This is a genomic window from Ancylobacter polymorphus (assembly GCF_030813495.1).
GTDB classification, from domain to species: domain Bacteria; phylum Pseudomonadota; class Alphaproteobacteria; order Rhizobiales; family Xanthobacteraceae; genus Ancylobacter; species Ancylobacter polymorphus.
On the sequence record NZ_JAUSUI010000001.1, the window covers coordinates 583,020 to 600,460 of the forward strand.

The following is a 17,441-nucleotide window of genomic DNA, read 5'->3' on the forward strand; positions in this document are numbered from 1 at the left end:
CGCTCAGCCCTTCATGGTGTTGATGTCCTCGACGGCGATCGACCCGCGATTGCGGTAGAACACCACGAGGATGGCGAGGCCGATGGCGGCCTCGGCGGCGGCGACCGTCAGCACGAACAGGGCAAAGACCTGTCCGACGATGTTGCCGAGGAAGACGGAGAAGGCGACGAGGTTGATATTCACCGCCAGCAGGATGAGCTCCACCGACATCAGGATGACGATGACGTTCTTCCGGTTGAGGAAGATGCCGAGCGTGCCGAGCGTGAACAGGATCGCCGCGACGGTCAGATAGTGCGGAAGGCCGATCGCCATGGCTCAGAGCCCCTTGCCGGAAGGCACCTTGACGACGTCGATCGCCATCGCCTTGGTGCGCGCGTTCTGGACCGGAATGCTCTGGCGCTTCACATTCTCCTTGTGGCGGAGCGTCAGCACGATGGCACCGATCATGGCGACCAGCAGGATGAAGCCCGCCGCCTGGAAGAAATAGACGTAATCCGTGTACAGCACCCGGCCGATGGCGACCGCGTTCGACACGCCGGGCGCGGCGGAGGTGACCGCGCCGGTCACGCCAGCGCCGAAGGTCCAGGAACCGACGACCAGCACCAACTCGGCGAGGAACACCATGCCGATCAGCACGCCGACCGGCAGATATTGCAGGAAGCCCTGGCGCAGCTCGACGAAATCCACGTCCAGCATCATGACGACGAACAGGAACAGCACCGCCACGGCGCCGACATAGACCACGATGAGCAGCATCGCGATGTATTCGGCGCCGATCAGGATGAACAGGCCCGAGGCGTTGACGAAGGTCAGGATCAGGAACAGCACCGAATGGACCGGGTTCCGCGACGCGATGACCATGAAGGCCGAGGCCACGGCGACCCCGGCGAAGAGATAGAAGAACAGCGCGGCGAGGCTCATGCCCGGCACCCCCCAGTCATTCCGGCGCCCGCTGTTGCGGCGGTCGCAGCGCGAACGGCCCTAGCGGCCCTTATCGTTTCGGTCTTCACGTTCCCAGCCCCCAGCGCTCAACGATACGGCGCGTCAAGCGCCATGTTGCGCGCGATCTCGCGCTCCCAGCGGTCGCCATTCGCGAGCAGCTTGGCCTTGTCGTAGTAAAGTTCCTCGCGCGTCTCGGTGGCGAACTCGAAGTTCGGTCCCTCGACGATGGCATCGACCGGGCAGGCCTCCTGGCAGAAGCCGCAATAGATGCACTTCACCATGTCGATGTCGTAACGGGTGGTGCGGCGCGTGCCGTCATTCCGGCGCGGGCCAGCCTCGATGGTGATGGCCTGCGCCGGGCAGATCGCCTCGCACAGCTTGCAGGCGATGCAGCGCTCTTCCCCGTTGGGATAGCGGCGCAGCGCGTGCTCGCCACGGAAACGCGGCGACACCGGGTTCTTCTCGAAGGGATAGTTGATCGTCGCCTTCGGCTTGAAGAAATAGCGCATCGCCAGGAAGAACGCCGAGACGAACTCGGTGAGCAGCAGCTGGCGTGCGGCCAGATCCAATCTCATGTCGCTCTCCTCAATCGGCCATGGCCGCGGCAAGGCCGAAGCCCACCAGCGGCATCGAAACGGCAAAGACGCGGATGACGGTCTTCCACCACGAAATCACTCCCGCCAGCTGGTCAGCGCTCAGTTTGCGGGCTTCCCTTGAACCGCGGATCGACGTTTCGACGACCCGCGGCAGTATGAACCATTCGAGTGCGCCAAACAGCGCACCCGCTAGCGCCCCCGCCCAACCGACGGCGGAGGCTTCCATCAGGGCGTGGAGCGTGCCCTCACCCATCTCATCCCCCCGCCGCCGCAAGGCCGGTGAAGTGCAGGACGGACGCCACGATCACCACCATCGCCAGCGAGATCGGCAGGAACACCTTCCAGCCGAGCCGCATGAGCTGGTCGTAGCGGTAGCGCGGGACCATCGCCTTCACCATGGCGAACATGAAGAACACCAGCAGCACCTTGAGCAGGAACCACACGATGCCCGGCACCCAGGTGAAGGGAGCGATTGGCACCGGCGGCAGCCAGCCGCCCATGAACAGGATGGCGGTCAGCGCGCACATGGTCATGATCGCCACATACTCACCGAGCATGAACATCATGTACGGGGTGGAGCCGTACTCCACCATGAAGCCGGCGACGAGTTCGGATTCCGCTTCGCCGAGATCGAAGGGCGGGCGGTTGGTCTCGGCCAGCGCCGAGATGAAGAAGATCACGAACATCGGGAACAGCGGCAGCCAGTACCAGCCGAGGATGCCCCAGGAGGTGTTCTGCGCCTCGACGATGGCCGAGAGGTTCAGCGAGCCGGCGCACAGCAGAACGGTGACGATGACGAAGCCGATGGAGACCTCATAGGACACCATCTGCGCCGCCGCGCGCAGCGCCGACAGGAAGGGATATTTCGAGTTCGACGCCCAGCCGGCCATGATGGTGCCGTACACGCCGAGCGAGGAAATCGCGAAGATGTAGAGCACGCCGACATTGATGTCGGCCACAACCCAGCCCGCGTCGATCGGCACCACGGCCCAGGCGGCGAGCGCCAGCAGGCAGGTGACGAAGGGCGCGAGCAGGAACACACCCTTGTTCGCGCCGTCGGGAATAACCGGCTCCTTCAGCACGAACTTGATCAGGTCGGCGAAGGACTGGAACAGGCCGAACGGCCCGACCACGTTGGGGCCGCGACGCAGCTGCACCGCCGCCCAGATCTTGCGGTCGGCCAGCAGCACATAGGCGACGATGATCAGCAGGCCGACCAGCAGCGCGAGGCTCTGGGCGACGATGATGAGCACCTGTATCAGCGTGTCGAACCAGGTCGTTTCGGTCATGTGCTCCCTCCCCTCACTCGGCCGCCGCCGCGTGGCGGCTGGACGCGAGCGCGGAGCATTCGGCCATCACGGCCGAGGCGCGGGCGATCGGATTGGTGAGGTAGAAATCGGTGACGGCAGAAGCGAAAGGCCCGCTCGCCGGCGTGCCGCCGGCCGAGGACAGCGCATTGACCGCCGCCGCATCGGCCGGCGTGACATGGTCAAGCCGGGCGAGATGCGGATACGCCGCGTAGAGCGCGGCGCGCAGCTGCGCCAGGCTGTCGAAGGGCAGGCGATGCCCGACGACATCGGACAGCGCACGCAGCACCGCCCAGTCCTCGCGCGCCTCTCCGGGCGGGAAGGCGGCGCGGTTGGCGACCTGCACCCGCCCTTCCGTGTTCACATAGGTGCCGGACTTCTCGGTATAGGCCGCGCCCGGCAGGATCACATCGGCGCGATGGGCGCCGCGATCACCATGGGTGCCGAGATAGACCACGAAGGCACCGGGAGCGATGTCGATCTCGTCCGCGCCGAGGGCGAACAGAACGTCCACCCCGCCCGGATTGGTCATCGCCACCGCGTCGAGCCCGCCCTCGCCCGGCACCGCGCCGATATCGAGCGCGCCAACGCGCGACGCTGCGGTGTGCAGCACGGAGAAGCCGTTCCAGCCCTCCTTCACCGCGCCGACGGCGACCGCCAACCGCGCCGCCTGCGCCAGCACCGCCGCCCCGTCCGCACGGGCGAGAGCGCCCTGGCCGATCAGGATCAGCGGACGCTGGGCGCCCTTCAGCACCTCGGCAAAGCCGCCACCATTGACGAGGTCGGTCAGCGTGTCGGAACCCGCGCCGAGATAGTCATAGGGATAGGTCAGGTCGACATGCGGCCCGATCAGCCCGATGGGGAAATTGCCCTGCAGCCAGCGCTTGCGGATGCGGGCATTGAGCACGCTCGCCTCAAGGCGCGGGTTGGAGCCGATGATCAGCAGCGCGTCGGCCTGCTCGATGCCGGCAATCGTCGCGTTGAACAGATAGCTGGCGCGGCCGAGCGCCGGGTCCAGCTTCGCCCCGTCCTGCCGGCAGTCGATGTTGGACGAGCCGAGCGAGGCGAGCAGCGACTTCAGCGCGAACGCCTCTTCCACCGAGGCGAGATCGCCGACCAGCCCGCCGATACGATTGCCCGGCACGGCCTTTACCTTGGCGGCGATGGCGGCAAAGGCTTCCGGCCAGCTCGCGACCTTGAGCTTGCCATTCACCCGCACATAGGGGCGGTCGAGGCGCTGGGTCTTGAGGCCGTCCCAGATGTAGCGGGTCTTGTCAGAGATCCACTCCTCATTCACGTCCTCATTGAGACGCGGGAGGACGCGCATCACCTCACGGCCACGGGTGTCGACGCGGATGTTGGAGCCGACCGCGTCCATCACGTCGATGGATTCGGTCTTGGACAGCTCCCAGGGGCGGGCATGGTAGGCATAGGGGCGCTGGGTCAGCGCGCCGACCGGGCAGAGATCGGCGACATTGCCCTGCAGCTCCGAGGAGAGCGCCGCTTCCAGATAGGTGGTGATCTCCATGTCCTCGCCGCGCCCGATAGCGCCGAGCTCGGCCACGCCCGCCACCTCGGTGGTGAAGCGCACGCAGCGGGTGCACTGGATGCACCGGGTCATGGAGGTCTTGATCAGCGGGCCGATATACTTGTCCTCGACCGCGCGCTTGTTCTCGGCATAGCGCGACGTGTCCACGCCATAGGCCATGGCCTGGTCCTGCAGGTCGCACTCGCCGCCCTGGTCGCAGATCGGGCAGTCGAGCGGGTGGTTGATGAGCAGGAACTCCATCACCCCTTCGCGCGCCTTCTTCACCATCGGCGACTTGGTGAGGATGACCGGCGGCTCGCCATTCGGGCCGGGGCGCAGATCGCGGACATTCTGCGCGCAGCTCGCCGTCGGCTTGGGCGGACCGCCCTTCACCTCAACGAGACACATGCGGCAATTGCCGGCGATGGACAGGCGCTCATGGAAGCAGAAGCGCGGGATTTCCGCGCCCGCCGCCTCGCAGGCCTGGAGCAGCGTGAACTCCGGCGGAACATCCAGCTCGATGTCGTCGACGATGATCTTGGCCATGATGCTCTCTTACTCCGCCGCCACCGGCACCGGGTCGGAATGCGGATTCGCCGAATACTGGTCGATCCGCTTTTCGATCTCGGGACGGAAATGCCGGATCAGGCCCTGCACCGGCCACGCCGCCGCATCGCCGAGCGCACAGATGGTGTGACCCTCGACCTGGGTGGTGACCTGCAGCAGGAGATCGATCTCGCGCTTCTGCGCCCGGCCCTCGACCATGCGGTCGAGCACGCGCCACATCCAGCCCGTGCCTTCGCGGCACGGCGTGCACTGGCCGCAGCTCTCGTGCCGGAAGAAATAGGAGATGCGGGCGATCGCCCTCACCACGTCGGTGGACTTGTCCATAACCAGCACGCCGGCGGTGCCGAAGCTGGACTTCACCGCGCGGCAGCCGTCGAAGTCCATGATCAGGTCTTCGCACTGCTCGGCCGGGATGATCGGGCAGGAGGCGCCGCCGGGGATGATGGCGAGCAGATTGTCCCAGCCGCCACGCACGCCGCCGCCATGCTTCTCGATCAATTCCTTGAACGGGATGCTCATCGCCTCTTCGACAATGCAGGGCGTGTTCACATGGCCGGAAATGCCGAACAGCTTGGTGCCGACATTGTTGGCGCGGCCGATGGAGGAGAACCACGCCGCCCCGCGCCGCAGGATGGTGGGGGCGACCGCGATGGATTCGACGTTGTTCACCGTGGTCGGGCAGCCATAGAGGCCGACATTCGCCGGGAAGGGCGGCTTCAGCCGCGGCTGGCCCTTTTTGCCCTCAAGGCTTTCCAGCAGCGCGGTTTCCTCGCCGCAGATATAGGCGCCGGCGCCATGGTGGACATAGATGTCGAAGTCCCAGCCATGCACGTTGTTCTTGCCGATCAGCCGGGCCTCATAGGCCTGGTCGACCGCCGCCTGCAGGTGCTCGCGCTCCTGGATGAACTCGCCGCGCACATAGATATAGGCGGTGTGCGCGCCCATGGCGAAGCCGGCGATCAGGCAGCCCTCGACCAGATGGTGCGGGTCGTGGCGCAGGATCTCGCGGTCCTTGCAGGTGCCGGGCTCGGATTCGTCGGCATTGACGACGAGGTAGTGCGGGCGCCCGTCATTGTTCTTGGGCATGAACGACCATTTGAGGCCGGTCGGGAAGCCGGCGCCGCCGCGCCCGCGCAGGCCCGAGGCCTTCATATGCTCGATGATGAAATCGCGGCCGGCATCGAGGAACAGCTTGGTGCCGTCCCACGAGCCGCGCTTCAGCGCGCCCTGCAGCCCCCAGTCATGGTGGCCGTAAATATTGGTGAAGATGCGATCCTTGTCGGCAAGCATGGTTCGCTCCTCATTCCGCCGTCGAATCGGTCGGCTTGCCGCCGGGCGGCGGGGCGACGGGCTTCTTCGGCTTCTCCTTGTCGGCGTCGCCGGCGGCCTCGACCGCCTTGGCGGCGGGCGCGGCGGCAGGAGCCGGATCGTTCTTCGGCGGGGGCGGCGGCGCGGCGGCAGCGGCAGCCGGGGGCGGCGCGGCCGGCGCCGTCTCGCCCTTGGCCTTGGCAGCCAGCGCCTCGCGGGCCAGCGCCAGACCGGCGCCCTGCCCGACCATCGAACCGTCGAACAGTTCCGGCGAGGTCAGCACCCGCAGCCCGGTGACGGGCGCGGAGGTCAGGCGGCCGTTCTGCGGGCCGGAGGCAGGATGCTCGCCGCGCTCGAAAGCGTCGAGGATCTTTTCGAGATCCGCCGGCGTCAGGTCCTCATAGACATCCTTCCACACCTGCACCATCGGCGCGTTCACGCAGGTGCCGGCGCACTCGACCTCTTCCCAGGAGAAGTCGCCATTGGCCGAGAGATGGAACGGCTCCTCATGGATGCGGCTCTTGCACACCTTCATGAGATCGCCCGCCCCGCGCAGCATGCAGGGCGTGGTGCCGCACACCTGGATGTGCGCGCGCTTGCCCACCGGCTGCAGTTGGAACTGGGTGTAGAAGGTCGCCACCTCATAGACGCGGATCGGCGCCATGCCGAGCATGTCACCGACATAGCGCATCGCCGGCTCGGACACCCAGCCGCCGGCCTGCTCCTGCGCGCGCATGAGCAGCGGAATCACCGCGCTGGCCTGACGGCCCGGCGGATACTTCGCGATGGTCTTCTCGGCCCAGGCGAGATTCTCGGCCGTGAACGCGAAGCTCTCGGGCTGAACCTCTTTTGGCGCAAGCCTACGGACAGACATGCCGTACCCTTCCGATCGAACCGCCTCCCCTCAGGGATCAGCGGTCCACTTCACCGAACACGATATCCAGCGACCCGAGGATCGCCGAAATATCCGCGAGCATGTAGCCGCGGCAGAGGAAATCCATCGCCTGAAGATGCGCGAAACCGGGTGCGCGAATCTTGCAGCGATAGGGCTTGTTGGTGCCGTCGGCGACGACATAGACGCCGAACTCACCCTTCGGGGCTTCCACGGCGGCATAGGCTTCGCCGGCGGGAACGTGGAAGCCTTCCGTGTAGAGCTTGAAGTGGTGGATGAGCGCTTCCATCGAGCGCTTCATCTCGCCGCGCTTGGGCGGAACGATCTTGTTGTCGACCGCCGAAACCGGCCCCGCTTCCTTCAGCAGCCGCTCGCAGCACTGGCGCATGATCTGCGCCGACTGCCGCATCTCTTCCATGCGGATGCAGTAGCGGTCGTAATTGTCGCAGTTCTTGCCGATCGGAATGTCGAATTCCAGCTCGTCATAGCACTCATAGGGCTGCGCCTTGCGCAGGTCCCATGCCGCGCCCGAACCGCGCACCATGACGCCGGAGAAGCCCCAGGCCCAGGCGTCCTCAAGGCTGACAATGCCGATATCGACATTGCGCTGCTTGAAGATGCGGTTGTCGGTGAGCAGGCCTTCCAGGTCGTCCATGAAGGCGGGGAAGGTCTTGGTCCAGGCGAGGATGTCCTCGACGAGCTGACGCGGCAGGTCCTGATGCACGCCGCCGGGACGGAAATAGGCTGCATGCATGCGCGAGCCGGAGGCCCGCTCATAGAACATCATCAGCTTTTCGCGTTCCTCGAAGCCCCACAGCGGCGGGGTGAGCGCGCCGACGTCGAGCGCCTGCGTGGTCACGTTCAGCATGTGGGAGAGGATGCGGCCGATCTCGGAATAGAGCACGCGGATCAGCTGGCCGCGCTTGGGCACGGTCACGCCGAGCAGGCGCTCGATGGCGAGGCAGAAGGCGTGCTCCTGATTCATCGGCGCGACATAGTCGAGCCGGTCGAAATAGGGCACCGCCTGCAAATAGGTCTTGGCCTCGATCAGCTTCTCGGTGCCGCGATGCAGCAGCCCGATATGCGGATCGACGCGCTCGACGATTTCGCCGTCGAGTTCGAGGATGAGGCGCAGCACGCCGTGCGCCGCCGGATGCTGCGGGCCGAAATTGATCTGGAAGTTGCGGACCTTGGGGTCGATCTTGCCGGGTGCGTTCATCGCTCGGACCTCACCTCAGCCCGCCTTCGGGGGCGTTGCCTTCTCGTCGCCGGGGAGCACGTAGTCGGGCCCCTCCCAGGGCGAGAGAAAGTCGAAGCTGCGGAATTCCTGCGCGAGCTTCACCGGCTCGTAGACCACCCGCTTGCGCTCGTCGTCATAGCGCACCTCGACGAGGCCGGTGGTCGGGAAGTCCTTGCGCAGCGGATAGCCGTCGAAGCCGTAATCCGTGAGGATGCGGCGCAGCTCCGGGTGGCCGGAGAACAGGATGCCGTACATGTCGAACGCCTCGCGCTCGAACCAGAAGGCGCCCGGAAACACGGCTGTGGCGGAGGCGACCGGCGTCGTCTCGTCGGTCTCAACGCGGATGCGGATGCGGGCGTTCAGCGTCGGCGAGAGCAGGTGATAGACCACGTCGAAGCGCTTCTCGCGCTGCGGCCAGTCGACACCGCAAATGTCGATGAAGCTCACAAACCGGCAGGACGGGTCGTCACGCAGGAAGCGCAGCACCTTGATGACCTCGGCGGCCGACGCCACCAGCGTCAGCTCGCCATAGGCCACGAGCACTTCCTCGACCGCGTCGGGAAGCGCTTCCTTCACATGCGCGCCCAGCTCTTTCAGCGTCTCGTCCATTTCGCCTCGAACCCTCAGCGCTCGATCGTTCCGGTACGGCGGATCTTCTTCTGCAGCAGCAGCACGCCGTAGAGCAGAGCCTCTGCGGTCGGCGGGCAGCCGGGGATGTAAATGTCCACCGGCACGATGCGGTCGCAGCCGCGCACGACCGAATAGGAATAGTGGTAGTAGCCGCCGCCATTGGCGCAGGAGCCCATGGAGATGACGTAGCGCGGCTCCGGCATCTGGTCGTAGACCTTGCGCAGCGCCGGCGCCATCTTGTTGGTCAGCGTGCCGGCGACGATCATCACGTCGGACTGACGCGGGGAAGCGCGCGGCGCGAAGCCGAACCGCTCCACATCGTAGCGCGGCATCGATGTCTGCATCATTTCGACCGCGCAGCAGGCGAGGCCGAAGGTCATCCACATCAGCGATCCGGTGCGGGCCCAGTTGATCAGGTCGTCGGTCGCGGTGACCAGGAAGCCCTTATCGGCGAGCTCCGCATTGACCTCGACGAAGAACGGATCGGTGGCACCGACCGGACGCCCGGTATTGGGGTCGATGATACCCTTGGCCGCCGGGGCGACGAGAGGGCTATTCGCGCTCAATCCCATTCGAGCGCTCCCTTCTTCCACTCGTAGACGAAGCCGATGGTCAGCACGGCCAGGAACACCATCATCGACCAGAAGCCGAAATTGCCCAGCTCCCCGAACGTGATCGCCCAGGGGAACAGGAAGGCGACTTCGAGATCGAAGATGATGAAGAGAATGGCCACCAGATAGAACCGCACGTCGAACTTCATGCGCGCGTCGTCAAACGCATTGAAGCCACATTCATAGGCCGACATCTTCTCCGGATCGGGCCGGCCGAAGGCGACCAGGAACGGCGCCACCAGAAGGGCGAGGCCAATGAAGGCCGAGACGCCGATGAAGATCACGACGGGCAGATAATCCTGAAGCAGGCTGCTCATGGATGGGATCCTCCCGGAACAGGATGGGTCGTCGGCCTTGGCGTCGCAGTTGCGAAATATTCAAAGCACGCGGCAGGCTTATCGCACGGACCTGACCGAGGCAAGGGCATCGCTCGGCAATCGCGCAGGTCTGGTATACAGAATTCACACCTTGCGGAAGCTGCCCGGCGCCGCACGGCGATCCCCCGTGCAAACCCGTGAAATCGCGCGAATAACAGCGAGTTTCGCTCAATTATCCGTACCGCCTTGAGCCTCCTGATACCCGAGGCCGCAGGCGCGCCAACGCGGCTTCTCGGCGCAACGGCCGGATCGTCAGGGCCAGCCGCAGCCCCGACACGATACGGCGCGTCTCTTCCCAAATGGCAGGCGCAGAGGGGGCTGAGAATCTCCGGGGTGAGACACTTGGTCCACCCCGGGCCCTGCCCCCGGGGTCACCGGCTCCAGATGTCGGTGTCGATCTCGCCGGAGAGTTCCGGCATGGAGGCGGCGGTGAAGCGGGGTTTCTTCCCCGCCCGACGCTGCTGCAGATAATCACGGGTCAGCCGCGAGACAAGGCCCGAGAGCAGCACGATGGCGATGAGGTTGACCGTCGCCATCAGGCCCATCGAGGCGTCGGCGGCGTTGAACACCGTCGCCACCGATTCGTAGGCGCCCCAGATCACCATGCCGAGCACCGCCACCCGCAGCACCGCCCGGCCGACATGACCGCCGATGCCGAGATAGACAAGCGCGCCCTCGGCATAGGAATAATTGCCGATGATCGAGGTGAAGGCGAAGAAGAAGATCGCCACCGCCACGAAATAGGTGCCGGCCCAGCCGATATGGTGGTTCATCGCCGCCTGGGTGAGCTGGGTGCCGGTAAGGCCGGAACCGGGCTCCAGCAGGCCGGAGAGCAGGATCAGGAACGCCGTCGCGGTGCAGATGAGGATGGTGTCGATGAACACGCCGAGCGACTGCACGAAGCCCTGGCTGACCGGGTGATGCGGATCGGGCGTGGCGACGGCGGCGATGTTCGGCGCCGAGCCCATGCCGGCCTCGTTGGAGAACAGGCCGCGCTTCACACCGTTGAGCATCGCCGCCGCCACGGAGCCGGCGACGCCGCCCGCCGCCGGCGCGAAGCCGAAGGCGCTGGCGATGATCAGCGAGAACATGGACGGCACCTCGCCAATATTGATCGCCACCGCGAACAGCGCCATGCCGAGATAGCCCGCCGCCATGAACGGCACGACGATTTCCGCCACACGGGCGATAGCGGCGATGCCGCCGAAAATGATGATTCCGGTGAGCGCGGCGATGGCGACGCCAGTGCCGAGCTTGGGGAAGCCGAAGGCGCCTTCCATGGCGTCGGCGATGGAATTGGCCTGCACCGCGTTGAAGACGAGACCGAAGGAGAGGATGAGGCAGACGGAGAACACCGAGCCCGCCCAGGGCGCCTTCAGTCCCTTGGCCATATAGAAGGCCGGGCCGCCGCGATACTGGCCGTCCTCGTCCTTGATCTTGTAGAGTTGGGCCAGCGTGCTCTCGGCGAAGGCGGTGGCCATGCCGAGCGAGGCGACCACCCACATCCAGAAGATCGCCCCCGGCCCGCCGAGATAGAGCGCGACGGCCACGCCGGCGATGTTGCCGGTGCCGACCCGCGAAGCGAGGCTGGTGCACAGCGCCTGGAACGGCGTGATGCCGGCATGGTCGGTCTCGCTCGACCCCATGACCGAACGGATCATCTCCGGGAAATGCACGATCTGAAGGAACTTCAGTCGGATGGTGAAATAGATGCCGACCGCCAGCAGGCCGTAGATCAGCACGTAGCCCCAGAAGATGGTGTTCAGAAAGTCGATGATCGTGTCCATGGCCGCCCTCCCGCTGAATCACCACGCCGGGGCGCAGTAAGAAGCTACCAGGCTACACGGGCGTTCATGCCGCTGTCACATGGGCATTCGCGCCTTGCCGCCTCAAGCCTGCGGCGTCCACAGGGCTCTCGCCGTGCGGCGATGCGGGAACCGCGAGGGCGCCCTACTCCATGATCTGCGGCGTGCCGCAATTGGGCGGCGCGCAGTCGGGCAGCTTGATCTCGGCTTCCTTGCCCTCCGGCGGCGGACCCGGCAGCGGCACCAGTTCGCCCGTCAGCGGCTGCGGCGCGTCGGGACCGAGATCATTGACGAAGGGGTTGGGCGAGGAACCCTGGCCCTGGCTGTTCGGCGGCGGATTCAGGCCGTCCTGGGCCAGGGCCGGCGCGGCGGTGCCCGCCAGCAGCAGCACGGAGGCCAGAAGGATGGCCGACGGGAATGCCTTGATCATGCGCCCTACCTCACACTCATCACCGGCGGCAAAACTATCAGCCCCGCCCGGCCGGCAAAAGCCGGCATCGGCGCGAAAGCCGGATCGCCTGCGCAGCGTGGCAGCGAGGGCACGCTGTTCGATGGAAGCAAGATTTTGGAGCGGGAGTTTCGGCGCTCTCGGGAGGCCCCATTCCATATGAATGGCGGGAGTGACGGGGCTCAGATCAGTCGGGCGCAGAGGTGTAAGCTGGTCCGCGAGGGAATCACCGGTTGTGCGGTGTGGGAAAATGGTAACAGGAATGCGTGCGGTCACAGGGATTGCGGGTTCGCGTCGCGGCGTTCTGGTGTTCTTCACACTGGCGCTTCTGGTCTATATGGCGGCCATGTATGTGCGACTGGGCGTTGAGCTTGCCGACGACGGCGCCTTTTTCCTTCGCTATGCCGAGAATATGGCGAAGGGGGAGTTCTGGGTCTGGAACCTGGGCGAGGCCCCCGTTTGGGGCGCATCGGCGCCGCTCTTCCCGGTGCTTCTGGCCATTCCCATCGCCCTCGGCTTTCCTTCTGTGCCTTCGCTGATCGTTATCAGTATCGGCCTTGGGAGCCTCGCACTGGCTGGCGTTGCCACCCTGCTGCTGCTCCAATTTGGTTTCGTGGCCGGCTTTACCTTCCTGGTGATGACGGCTTTGGACACCGGGATCATGTATTTCTCCGGGTCCGGCCTCGAAAGCCCGCTCACCTTTGCACTGTTGGCCCTCGGCGTCGCTGGCCTGCTGTGTCCCCGCATGACCTGGACCTTGGGTCTCGCTGCCGGGCTGCTCATGGTGAACAAGCTTGACCTGGTGCCGGCAGGTGGGCTGCTGCTGCTCGCCGTTTGGCTCCGGGATCGGCGCTTCCCTCTCCGGGCGACGGTGATCGCGGGGGGCATTGCCGCAACCTGGTATGGCTTTGCCTGGGTGTATTTCGGCTACCCCGTGCCGAACTCCTTCCTGACCAAGTCGCTTCACCAGAACGATTTCCCCACGTCCATGACCTGGAAGTGGTTCAGTGATTATATTTTCCTTACCGGCATACATCTGCCAATGGCGGTCTTTGCCGTGCTTGCCCTGTTCTGGCGGCGCAACCTCCCACTGGCGGTGTTCTTACTCGGAACAGTCGCTGTCCATACGGTAGCCTACACGCTTAAATACCCGTTCGAGCCTTACAATTGGTATGGCATGCCCGCACTATTCGGGCTGTTCACTCTGGGAGCCATCGGCTTTGCGGGTGTGACTGGGCTCGCGACGGCATTCGTTCCCGCCAAGCTCAGCTGGGTTCGTGTCGCCCTGCCGGCGACCCTCGTCTGCACTTATGCTGGTCTGATGATGCGGGGGGAAATCATCGGAACTCAGGCGATCAAGTGGTTCGCCGCAAATCATGAATTTGACCGGTCAGAGGCCGGGCGCTGGGTGAATGCCAATACCCCAAAAGACTTTACCGTTTACACCATGTGGGGGAACCCAGCCTATTACTCGCAGCGTAAGGTGATCGACGGGTCGTTTCTCAATCGCCGGTTTGAGGAGGGGAATGTTGTTCTCAAGTATCTGCCTGAAATCATGATCATGCAGAACCAAAGCGGAACGACCCCGGCGTCGCCTCAGGTGGCCTGGCAGTCTGGTCGCTATCGGGCGGTCAAGGTTTTCGATCGGACATACTTCAATCACATTGACTATTTTTTCATCGTTCTTGCTCGTGATGATGTTGCCGACCGCGTCGAGAATAAAGAGATTCGGCTCAACCTTCTGAAATTTGTTAGCAAATTGAATCTTGGGGATTATAATGGTCTCCTTAAGGATACCCGCGATGAGAGTGTGTTGTTCGTCCATCCTGGTCGCACCACGGCGACCACTTTCGAGTTCGATGCCAAGAGCTTCCTGCAGGGGTCCGGCCGCGACTCAATGAGGGTTGAGGCGGCCATGGATCCGAATATTTCTGCCGAAGCTGTGAAGCGCGGCGGGGGCACGGCTCACATAGTGGTTTCAGCGGGAGGGAAGGAGTTGGGACAGGCCGTCGTACGGCCGGGCCAACCTTTCACACTGCAGGTACCCGCTGCGGCGGGGGACAACGTGAACTTCTCCGTCGATGCCAATGGCGTGCCGGACACCAATTGGCTCCTATTGACCATCAAATAGAGGGGGCTGCTGCATCTGCGCCCGCTTCTTCAAGGGGCACAGACACCTCATTTCTCCGCCTGCCGCTCGGGGAGGCCGGTTAGGCGCAAGTTCGGGCGCCTAGGGGCGGGCGGAAATGTCGGGGCTGTTCATGGCGTGGGGAAATTGCGGGTTTGGAATGGGAACCTCTGCAAACAGTGGGAAAACCTGCCTGGTGCTAGGCGGTCGCGGCTTCATCGGCAGTCATCTCGTGACCGCTTTGGCGGCGGCCGGATGGCGTGTTCGCAGCTTCGACCGGCCCGGCACCTCGGCCCTCGCGCCGTTTGCTGCTCTCGGCCTTGATCCGCGCGTGGAGGTGCTGGACGGCGACTTCACCTGCCAGGACCAGGTGGCCCGTGCGGTGGAGGGCTGCGATGTGTGCTTCCACCTGGTGTCCACCACGCTTCCCAAGTCCTCCAACGACAATCCGGCCTTTGACGTGGAGAGCAACCTCGTCTCCTCCATCCGGCTACTGCAGCTTGCGAAGGCGGCCGGGGTGCGGCGGGTGGTGTTCCTGTCGTCGGGGGGCACGGTCTATGGGACGCCACGGCTGCTGCCCATCCCCGAGACCCATGCCACTGAGCCGCAATGCTCCTATGGCATCGTCAAGCTCGCCATCGAGAAATATCTGGAGCTGTTTCGCAAGCTTCACGGCCTCGACTATGTGGTCCTGCGCCTGTCCAACCCGTTCGGCGAGGGCCAGCGCCTGCAGGCCAGCCAGGGGGCTGTGGCGGTGTTCCTCGGCAAGGCGCTGCGGGGCGAAACCATCGAAATCTGGGGCGACGGTACGGTGGTGCGCGATTACGTACACATCAGCGACGTGGTGGAAGCCATCACCCGTGCGGCGACGGCGGATGTCCAGTCCCGCATCTTCAACATCGGCTCCGGCGAAGGCATCGCCCTCAATGGTGTACTGGATGGCATCGAGCATGTGCTCGGGCAGAAGACCCGTCGCGTCTATCTGGAAGCGCGCTCCTTCGATGTGCCGGTGAACATCCTGGACATCGGCCGCGCCCAGCGGGAGCTGGGCTGGAGCCCGCAGCTGAATTTCCTCGAGGGCCTGAAGCGCTTTGCCGCCTCGCTGGACGTGAACGTTTGCGGATGTCGCGTCGACGCTGACAGAAGTGCCCACAGGGCAGGTTTTTCCGCCGGTCTGTCTCATCGGAACCCCGAAGAATGGTCTAAGGGAACGGAGGGCAACCCCGAAGCTGCCGCGCATCCCTTTGAATTGAGGGGGCGAATCACGGCATCTTCGCGCCCGCTCGCGGCCCGACATGAAGGCCGAATTTGGAGCGTACATTCATGGGTGAGATTTTTGATCGGCCCGCACCGTCCCAGGAGCTCGAATGGACCGGAGAGCGGCTGACGAGCGCCGTGTCGGGCCAGATCGAGATCGAGCATCTGCACCGCTATTTCTTCGCGCGGGCCTTCTGCCGGGATGCGGATGTCCTCGATGTGGCGTCGGGCGAAGGCTATGGGTCGAACCTCCTGGCCCAGGTGGCCCGCTCGGTGGTGGGGGTGGAGGTGGACCTGGCGGCGGCGACCCACGCGGCGCGCGCCTATGGCAGGCCCAACCTGTCCTATGTGAACGGGGATGCGCGCGCCCTTCCCCTTCCCGATGCCAGCATCGACGTGGTGGTCTCCTTCGAAACCCTGGAGCACTTCTTCGAACACGAGCAGTTTCTGGCCGAGGTCAAGCGGGTGCTGCGGCCGGGCGGCCGGTTCATCATCTCATCGCCCGACCGGGCCGTGTATTCGCCGCTTGGGAGCAGCGCCAACCCCTTTCATGTCAACGAACTCACCCGGCACGAGTTCGAGCGGCTGCTGTCCCGCCACTTCCGCCCTACCTTCATGTTCCTGCAGCGGCCCGTCCTCGGCTCCGTCCTGTTCCCGGAGGGCCAGGCCCGCGGGGTTCTCTCCTTCGAGCGGCGGGGCGAGAACCATTACGAGGCCAGCTCCGGCATTCCCCGGGCCCCGTATAATCTGGTGGTCGCCTCGGACGGCCACCTGGACGAGGCGCAGGCTTCGGTCTTCTTCGAGACCAGCGCCATCGGAGACATCCTCTCCCAGGGGTCGGAACGGGCCAGGGAGCAGGTCGCCTTCGCGCAGGTGCGCGAGGAATATGAGGCGCAGGTGCGCGCCACGCGCGCGGAATTGCGTGCCGCCGAGCACGGCACCCGCTCGGCCCTGTCTCGCGCGGAGCGGGCGGAGGAGGCACTCGCCCGCCTGTCCGCCACACGGAGCCTGGAAGTGGAAGCCATGGTCGCCGGTCTGCGGGAGGACTTGCGCGCCGTGACCGTGGCGGCGGAACAGCATGTGGCCCGCACGGCTGACCTTGCCCGCGACCTGTCTACCGTCACCGGCGAGCACCGGGCCGTGCTGCGGGACCTGGAGACCGCGCGGGCCGAACTGGCCCGCGCGCAGGCGCTCCTGGACAAGGCCGGCGCCGACCAGGGGGAGAGGGCGACCATGCAGCGTAAGCTGGATCAGCGAACCGCGCAGCTCGAGCAATCGCAGGCCGATCTTCTTGTCGCGACCGAGCGGCTGCTGGCCCTGGAGGGCGAGATTCAGCGGTGCCAGGCGGACCTCGCCTCGTCCCCCGAAGCCGCGGCGCTCTCCGCGCCCGTGGTCGACCCCGAGGTCGGCGCTTCCGCTCCTCCGGCTGGAAAACGACCGCAGGATGTCGCAGATCGGGGCGAGGTGGCCCTTCTTCAGGACACGGTAAAGGCTTTACAAGCCCAGATCGCAACGCTTCAGTCGCAAAAGGACGCCGTCGGCCTGTCCCTGCGGATCCAGGTCTCCCTGATGCAGAAGCTGCGTGGGGCGGGTCTTCAGGATGATCATCGCGCCGCTGCCAGGTTGGGGCGCGAGGAGCAAGTATCGCAGGTGAATGCGGAATATTGGCGGGAGTTGTTTGAGCACACGCGTGGTTCGGTCGAAACGATCATGCGGTTCGCTGGCATGCGTCTTTTTTTGCCGAAGGCGACTAGGATCTGGGTGCGCCGGAAGATTTACGGACCGCGTTGGATACGTTGAAGTGG

Annotated in this window: 17 protein-coding genes; 3 read left to right on the forward strand and 14 right to left on the reverse strand. The window is 65.0% G+C overall.

Annotated elements, in window-relative coordinates:
- Nucleotides 1-3 precede the first annotated feature (3 nt).
- From nuoK to J2S75_RS03120, 14 genes are all read right to left on the reverse strand, one after another.
- Nucleotides 4-312, reverse strand: coding sequence for an NADH-quinone oxidoreductase subunit NuoK (gene nuoK, locus J2S75_RS03055; RefSeq protein ID WP_244376396.1), 309 nt, complete (start codon nt 310-312; stop codon nt 4-6).
- Between the two features lie 3 nt (nt 313-315).
- Nucleotides 316-921: an NADH-quinone oxidoreductase subunit J gene (locus J2S75_RS03060; RefSeq protein WP_307018072.1), complete on the reverse strand. Its 606-nt coding sequence runs from the start codon at nt 919-921 to the stop codon at nt 316-318.
- Between the two features lie 107 nt (nt 922-1,028).
- Nucleotides 1,029-1,517 carry an NADH-quinone oxidoreductase subunit NuoI gene (nuoI, locus tag J2S75_RS03065; protein WP_018963955.1) on the reverse strand — a complete coding sequence of 163 codons (489 nt, stop codon included), beginning with the start codon at nt 1,515-1,517 and terminating at the stop codon, nt 1,029-1,031.
- A 10-nt stretch (nt 1,518-1,527) separates the two neighbouring features.
- Nucleotides 1,528-1,791 (reverse strand): hypothetical protein, encoded by a 264-nt coding sequence (locus tag J2S75_RS03070; RefSeq protein WP_307018075.1) that lies wholly within the window; start codon nt 1,789-1,791, stop codon nt 1,528-1,530.
- A 1-nt stretch (nt 1,792) separates the two neighbouring features.
- Nucleotides 1,793-2,827 carry an NADH-quinone oxidoreductase subunit NuoH gene (gene nuoH, locus J2S75_RS03075; protein WP_307018077.1) on the reverse strand — a complete coding sequence of 345 codons (1,035 nt, stop codon included), beginning with the start codon at nt 2,825-2,827 and terminating at the stop codon, nt 1,793-1,795.
- A 13-nt stretch (nt 2,828-2,840) separates the two neighbouring features.
- Nucleotides 2,841-4,919 (reverse strand): NADH-quinone oxidoreductase subunit NuoG, encoded by a 2,079-nt coding sequence (gene nuoG / locus J2S75_RS03080; protein ID WP_307018079.1) that lies wholly within the window; start codon nt 4,917-4,919, stop codon nt 2,841-2,843.
- Nucleotides 4,920-4,928: 9 nt separating this feature from the next.
- Nucleotides 4,929-6,230, reverse strand: a complete 1,302-nt coding sequence (gene nuoF, locus J2S75_RS03085) for an NADH-quinone oxidoreductase subunit NuoF (RefSeq protein WP_307018081.1) — start codon at nt 6,228-6,230, stop codon at nt 4,929-4,931.
- A 10-nt stretch (nt 6,231-6,240) separates the two neighbouring features.
- On the reverse strand, nt 6,241-7,122 hold the full coding sequence (gene nuoE / locus J2S75_RS03090; RefSeq protein ID WP_307018083.1) for an NADH-quinone oxidoreductase subunit NuoE: 882 nt from the start codon (nt 7,120-7,122) through the stop codon (nt 6,241-6,243).
- Nucleotides 7,123-7,159: 37 nt separating this feature from the next.
- Nucleotides 7,160-8,359 (reverse strand): NADH-quinone oxidoreductase subunit D, encoded by a 1,200-nt coding sequence (locus J2S75_RS03095; RefSeq protein WP_307018084.1) that lies wholly within the window; start codon nt 8,357-8,359, stop codon nt 7,160-7,162.
- Between the two features lie 15 nt (nt 8,360-8,374).
- Nucleotides 8,375-8,989, reverse strand: coding sequence for an NADH-quinone oxidoreductase subunit C (locus J2S75_RS03100; RefSeq protein WP_307018086.1), 615 nt, complete (start codon nt 8,987-8,989; stop codon nt 8,375-8,377).
- 14 nt (nt 8,990-9,003) lie between these two features.
- Entirely contained in the window at nt 9,004-9,582 is a 579-nt protein-coding gene (locus tag J2S75_RS03105) for a NuoB/complex I 20 kDa subunit family protein (RefSeq protein WP_213372402.1), read from the reverse strand.
- Complete coding sequence (locus J2S75_RS03110; RefSeq protein ID WP_244376387.1) at nt 9,573-9,938, reverse strand: NADH-quinone oxidoreductase subunit A; 366 nt, start codon at nt 9,936-9,938, stop codon at nt 9,573-9,575. The genes J2S75_RS03105 and J2S75_RS03110 overlap by 10 nt, the downstream gene beginning before the upstream one ends.
- Before the next feature lie 431 nt (nt 9,939-10,369).
- The gene (locus J2S75_RS03115) at nt 10,370-11,785 is read right to left on the reverse strand and encodes an alanine/glycine:cation symporter family protein (protein ID WP_307018090.1); all 1,416 of its coding nucleotides are present in this window, start codon (nt 11,783-11,785) and stop codon (nt 10,370-10,372) included.
- Nucleotides 11,786-11,948: 163 nt separating this feature from the next.
- On the reverse strand, nt 11,949-12,233 hold the full coding sequence (locus tag J2S75_RS03120) for a hypothetical protein (RefSeq protein WP_307018092.1): 285 nt from the start codon (nt 12,231-12,233) through the stop codon (nt 11,949-11,951).
- Nucleotides 12,234-12,513: 280 nt separating this feature from the next.
- On the opposite strand from J2S75_RS03120, the gene J2S75_RS03125 reads away from it, so the two are divergent.
- From J2S75_RS03125 to J2S75_RS03135, 3 genes are all read left to right on the forward strand, one after another.
- Nucleotides 12,514-14,382 (forward strand): glycosyltransferase family protein, encoded by a 1,869-nt coding sequence (locus tag J2S75_RS03125; RefSeq protein ID WP_307018093.1) that lies wholly within the window; start codon nt 12,514-12,516, stop codon nt 14,380-14,382.
- Between the two features lie 115 nt (nt 14,383-14,497).
- On the forward strand, nt 14,498-15,766 hold the full coding sequence (locus tag J2S75_RS03130; RefSeq protein WP_307018095.1) for an NAD-dependent epimerase/dehydratase family protein: 1,269 nt from the start codon (nt 14,498-14,500) through the stop codon (nt 15,764-15,766).
- The gene (locus tag J2S75_RS03135) at nt 15,703-17,436 is read left to right on the forward strand and encodes a methyltransferase domain-containing protein (protein ID WP_307018096.1); all 1,734 of its coding nucleotides are present in this window, start codon (nt 15,703-15,705) and stop codon (nt 17,434-17,436) included. The genes J2S75_RS03130 and J2S75_RS03135 overlap by 64 nt, the downstream gene beginning before the upstream one ends.
- The last annotated feature ends 5 nt before the right edge of the window (nt 17,437-17,441 follow it).